General features: G+C 61.1%; 1 protein-coding gene. It reads right to left on the reverse strand.

The genetic code is table 11. The features are described 5' to 3' along the window. Positions 1-104 precede the first annotated feature (104 nt). The gene (locus B7L09_RS02780) at positions 105-5,006 is read right to left on the reverse strand and encodes an NAD-glutamate dehydrogenase (RefSeq protein WP_094467628.1); all 4,902 of its coding nucleotides are present in this window, start codon (positions 5,004-5,006) and stop codon (positions 105-107) included. Positions 5,007-5,053 lie beyond the last annotated feature (47 nt).

The following is a 5,053-nucleotide window of genomic DNA, read 5'->3' on the forward strand; positions in this document are numbered from 1 at the left end:
AACTGAGCAAGGACTGCATTCCTTTGCTGCGCATGAGAACGATCAAATCAAGCAAAAAAAAGCCCCGTCGCTCGCGAGACGGGGCTTTTTCATTCAACGCCTGATCAGGCCGCCGGTTCCAGCTCGGCAGCTGTTGAAACAGGCGCAGGCACTACCGCTTGCCCGCTCAACGCCAGGTCCAGCAACTCACGGTTAGCCACCGCGTACATGGCGTAGTCCGTGCCGACAGCTGCACGAATTTCCACCAGCATGGCGCGCCAGCGTTCGATCATGCCTTCGTGCTCTTCCATCCACAGCGCCAGGCGGGTTTCCACGTCCTGAGTGCCGTCGCCCTGTTGCAGGACGGAGATGGTGATCGCACGTTGCTGCCAGTCGACGTCATCGCGGAACGCTTCACGGGCCAGGGCCTGCCAGTTGTTTTCAACCGGTAGAGCGCTGATCTGTTGCAGGTACCAGGTGATGTCCAGGGCGCTACCGACGGCGAAGTAAGCCTTGGCCACGTCTGCAGGGTTCTGGCCGGTCACGTCGGAGGCCTCGATGATCGGCAGCAGGGTGTACAAGTGCGAAGTCCCAGCCACCATGCGCGCGAGCAACTCCGGCACACCGGCTTCGACGTAAGCCTCATAGCGGGCCTGCCAGTTCTCGTGAATCTCGCCACTCAGCAGTTCGTCGAGCTTGAGACCCAATTCCTTCAGATGCGGACCGAAGTGCGCGACATCACGGGCAGCATTCTGCTCGTTGCGACGGGCACGCAGGAACCAGCGCGTGGCGCGGCGGCCCAGGCGCATCAGCTCGTCCATCAGCTCCAGTTGCACGTCGGCGGAGACCAGGTGGTCCAGGGCTTCAATCTGACGGAACCAGTGCGGGAGATGGAAGATGTCACGCACAATCACATACGCGCCCGCTACGTTCGCCGGGCTCATGCCGGTCGACTCTTTGAGTCGTTGAACGAAGGTGATGCCCATGTGGTTAACCAGGTCGTTGGCGATCTGGGTGCTGACGATCTCACGCTTGAGGCGGTGGCGACGCATGGCTTCGCCGAACTTGGCGACCAGGCTCGGTGGGAACGCGGTCTCCATGTCACGGGTCAGGTAGTCGTCATCCGGCACCAGCGACTTGAGCAGTGCTTCCTTGAGGTCGATCTTGCTGTAGGAGATCAACACCGACAGCTCNGCACGGGTCAGGCCGTGACCTGCAGCGNCGCGCTCGTTGATGGCTTCTTCGGCCGGCAGGAACTCGATGGCGCGGTCCAGCTTGCCGCGACCTTCCAGATCGCTCATCAGGCGCTTGTACTCGGCAGCACGCTCGTAGGCACGGCGTGCGGCCAGGGACAACGCCTGGGTTTGCTTGTAGTTGTTGCCCAACACCAGGTTGCCGACTTCGTCGGTCATGCTCGCCAGCAGCTGGTTGCGCTGCTTGTCGGTCATGTCACCGGCCTGCACCACTTCGTTGAGCAGGATCTTGATGTTCACTTCGTGGTCGGAGCAGTCCACACCACCGGCGTTGTCGATGAAGTCGGTGTTGGAACCGCCGCCATTGAGGCCGAACTCCACACGACCCAGCTGGGTCATGCCGAGGTTACCGCCCTCGCCCACGACCTTGCAGCGCAGCTCGTTGCCGTTGACGCGCAGCGCGTCGTTGGCCTTGTCGCCCACGTCGGCGTGGCTTTCAGTGCTGGCCTTGACGTAAGTACCGATACCACCGTTCCACAACAGGTCCACCGGCGCCTTGAGCAAGGCGTTCAGCAGTTCGGTCGGGGTCAGCTTGTCGGCCCGGATGTCGAAGCGCTCTTTCATCTGTGGCGAGATGGCAATGCTCTTCGCGCTGCGCGAGAAGATGCCGCCGCCTTCGGACATGATGCTGGTGTCGTAGTCGGTCCACGCCGAACGCGGCAGCTCGAACATGCGCTGACGCTCGACGAAGCTGGTCGCCGGGTTCGGGTTCGGGTCGATGAAGATGTGCAAGTGGTTGAAGGCCGCGACCAGTTGCAGCTTGTCGGACATCAACAGGCCGTTACCGAACACGTCACCGGCCATATCGCCGACGCCCACCACCGTGATGCTGTCTTCCTGCACGTTGATGCCGCGCTCACGGAAGTGACGCTGCACACCGACCCACGCGCCCTTGGCGGTGATGCCCATTTTCTTGTGGTCGTAACCGGCGGAACCACCGGAAGCGAACGCATCGCCCAGCCAGAAGCCGTAGTCGATGGCAATGCCGTTGGCGATGTCGGAGAAGGTCGCAGTGCCCTTGTCCGCAGCCACAACCAGGTACGGGTCATCGTCGTCATGACGCACGACGTTGACCGGCGGCACCAGGGCGCCGTCTTTCAGGTTGTCGGTGATGTCCAACAGGCCGGAAATGAAGATGCGGTAGCAGGCGATGCCCTCGGCCGCGATCTCGTCCCGGCTGCCGCCCAATGGCAGGCGACGCGGCAGGAAGCCGCCCTTGGCGCCCACTGGCACGATCACCGAGTTCTTCACTTGCTGGGCTTTTACCAGGCCGAGCACTTCGGTACGGTAATCCTCTTCACGGTCGGACCAACGCAGGCCGCCGCGCGCGACGTTACCAAAGCGCAGGTGCACGCCTTCAACGCGTGGCGAGTACACGAAAATTTCAAACTTCGGTACCGGCTTGGGCAGTTCAGGGATGGCGCGCGGGTCGAACTTGAAGCTGAAGTACGACTTGTTCTGGCCGTTGGCGTCGGTCTGGTAGAAGTTGGTACGCAGGGTCGCCTTGATCAGGTCCAGGTAGCGACGCAGGATACGGTCTTCGTTGAGCACCTGAACGTCGTCCAGGGCGGTGAGGATCGCTTGCTCCAGACGTTGCTGCTTGTCTTCCAGGTCATCGGCGGTGAGCTTGCGCGCCAGGTAGAAGCGGGTCTTGAACAACCGGGTCAACTCGCGGGCGATGTCGGTGTGGTTGTTCAGGGTGCTGGCGATATAACCGAGGTCGAAGCCCAGGCGGATCTGCTTCAGGTAGCGCGCGTACGCACGCAGCAGCGCCACGTCGCGCCAAGGCAGGCCGGCGGTCAGTACCAGGCGGTTGAACGCATCGTTTTCGGCATCGCCGTGAACGATGTGCACGAACGCGTCCTGCAAGGTGTCGTTGAGCTGCTGGATATCCAGGTTCACGCCTTCGGCGGCGATGAACGCAAAGTCATGGATCCAGAACTCGCGGCCATTGGCATGACGCAGGCGGTACGGGAACTCACCCAGCACGCGCAGGCCGAGGTTTTCCAGGATCGGCAGCACGTCGGACAACGCCAGCGGTGTATCGGCGTGATACAGCTTGCAGTGCAGCTCGCGTTGACCAGACACCTGACCCAGTGGCTGATAGAAACTCATCACCAGCGGATTTTTTTCGGTCAGGCTCAACAGGTGCTGCATGTCGACCACGGCCGAGTGNGCAGCAAAACGTTCACGGTAACCGGCTGGGAAGCCTTTCGGGAAATCCGCCAGCACGTTGGTGCCTTGGGCTTCGCCGAAGCTTTCCACGACCAGGCTGGAGTAGTCGTCCTGCCAGCTGCGGCAGGCCTGCACCACTTCTTTTTCCAGCTGCAGCGGGTCGATGGCGAGGCGGTTCTTCGGGTCAACCCGCAGAATCAATTGCACACGGGCCAGCACGGACTCGGAGAAGAAGGTCCAGAATTCGCAGTCCGAGGCTTTCAGACGATCCATCAGCACTTGCTGAATCTTCTGGCGCACTTCGGTGGAGTAGATGTCACGTGGCACGTAGGCCAGGCAGTAGCAGAAACGACCGTACGGGTCTTTGCGCAGGAACACGCGGATCTTGTTGCGCTCCTGGATCTGCACGATCGACATCACGGTGCTGAACAGCTCGTCGACCGGGGTCTGGAACAGGTCATCGCGCGGCAACACTTCAACGACTTGCGCCAGTTCCTTGCCCAGGTGAGCCTTGGCCTGGAAGCCCGAACGGCGTTCGATTTCCGCCACCTTGCGGCGGATATAAGGAATCACCCGCACGCTTTCGCCGTACACCGAAGAGGTGTAGAGGCCCATGAAGCGGTGTTCCTTGATGACTTTGCCGTCGGCGCTGATCTCGCGGATCGACACATAGTCCGGATAAGCCGGGCGATGCACGCGGCTTGGGTGCGCAGCCTTGGCGAACGACAGCACAACCGGCTCGTTCAGGTAGGCCACGGCGTAGTCTTCGATACGCAGGTCTTCGGCGGTGAGGCCGGCACGCAGCAGCTTGGTCAGGCCGAGGAACGAATCCTGGTCGTAGACGATGTGGCCGCCGTCGGCTTCATCGCGTACCACAAACTCTTCATAGCCGAGGAAGGTGAAGTGGTTGCCCACCAGCCATTCCAGGAAGCTTTTGATCTCGGCTTTTTCTTCGCCGTCGATGCTGAACTGGCTGTTGTCCAGGCCGGTGAGCAGGTCCTGGACCTTGGCTTTCATCGGTTCGAAATCGGCCACGGCCACGCGCACTTCGCCCAGTACCTGCTCAAGCTCTTTGCTCAGCACGCTCAGTTCGGCGGCATTGGCGCAGCGGTCGATTTCCAGGTACATCAGCGATTCTTGCTGGATGCCTTCGCCCTGGGTGCCTTTTGGCAGGATTTCCAGCAGCTCGGCCTTCTTGCCACGGCGCACGCTGAGGACGGTGGTCTGCAGGGTATGGATGCTGTAGCCACGACGGTTCAGCTCGGTACGGACCGAGTCCACCAGAAAGGGCAGGTCATGGTGCAGCACTTCGACCGCGGTGTGGGTCGACTGCCAGCCGTGGCGTTCGTAATCCGGGTTGTAGACGCGCACTTGCGGTTGGGTGTGATCAAAGCGCTCAAGCAGGCGCCAGGCAGATAAAGTGCAACCGGCCAGGTCGGAAAGGCGACGTTGGGTCAGTTCGTCCAGGGAAATGATGCCGAAAAATTGTTCAGCGAACAGCGCCACTTGTGGCAGTGCCTGTTCACTGATGTGCTGCGCCAGTGCCGCTTGCAGTTGATGCTGGAAGTCGGCCTTGCTGGCTGCGGTGAAGAACGCCATCTGTGGTACTCCGCTTGGGCTTGTTATTGATGGAAGCGTCGCGTTTT

Source organism: Pseudomonas mandelii, from assembly GCF_002251635.1.
GTDB lineage: Bacteria > Pseudomonadota > Gammaproteobacteria > Pseudomonadales > Pseudomonadaceae > Aquipseudomonas > Aquipseudomonas mandelii_B.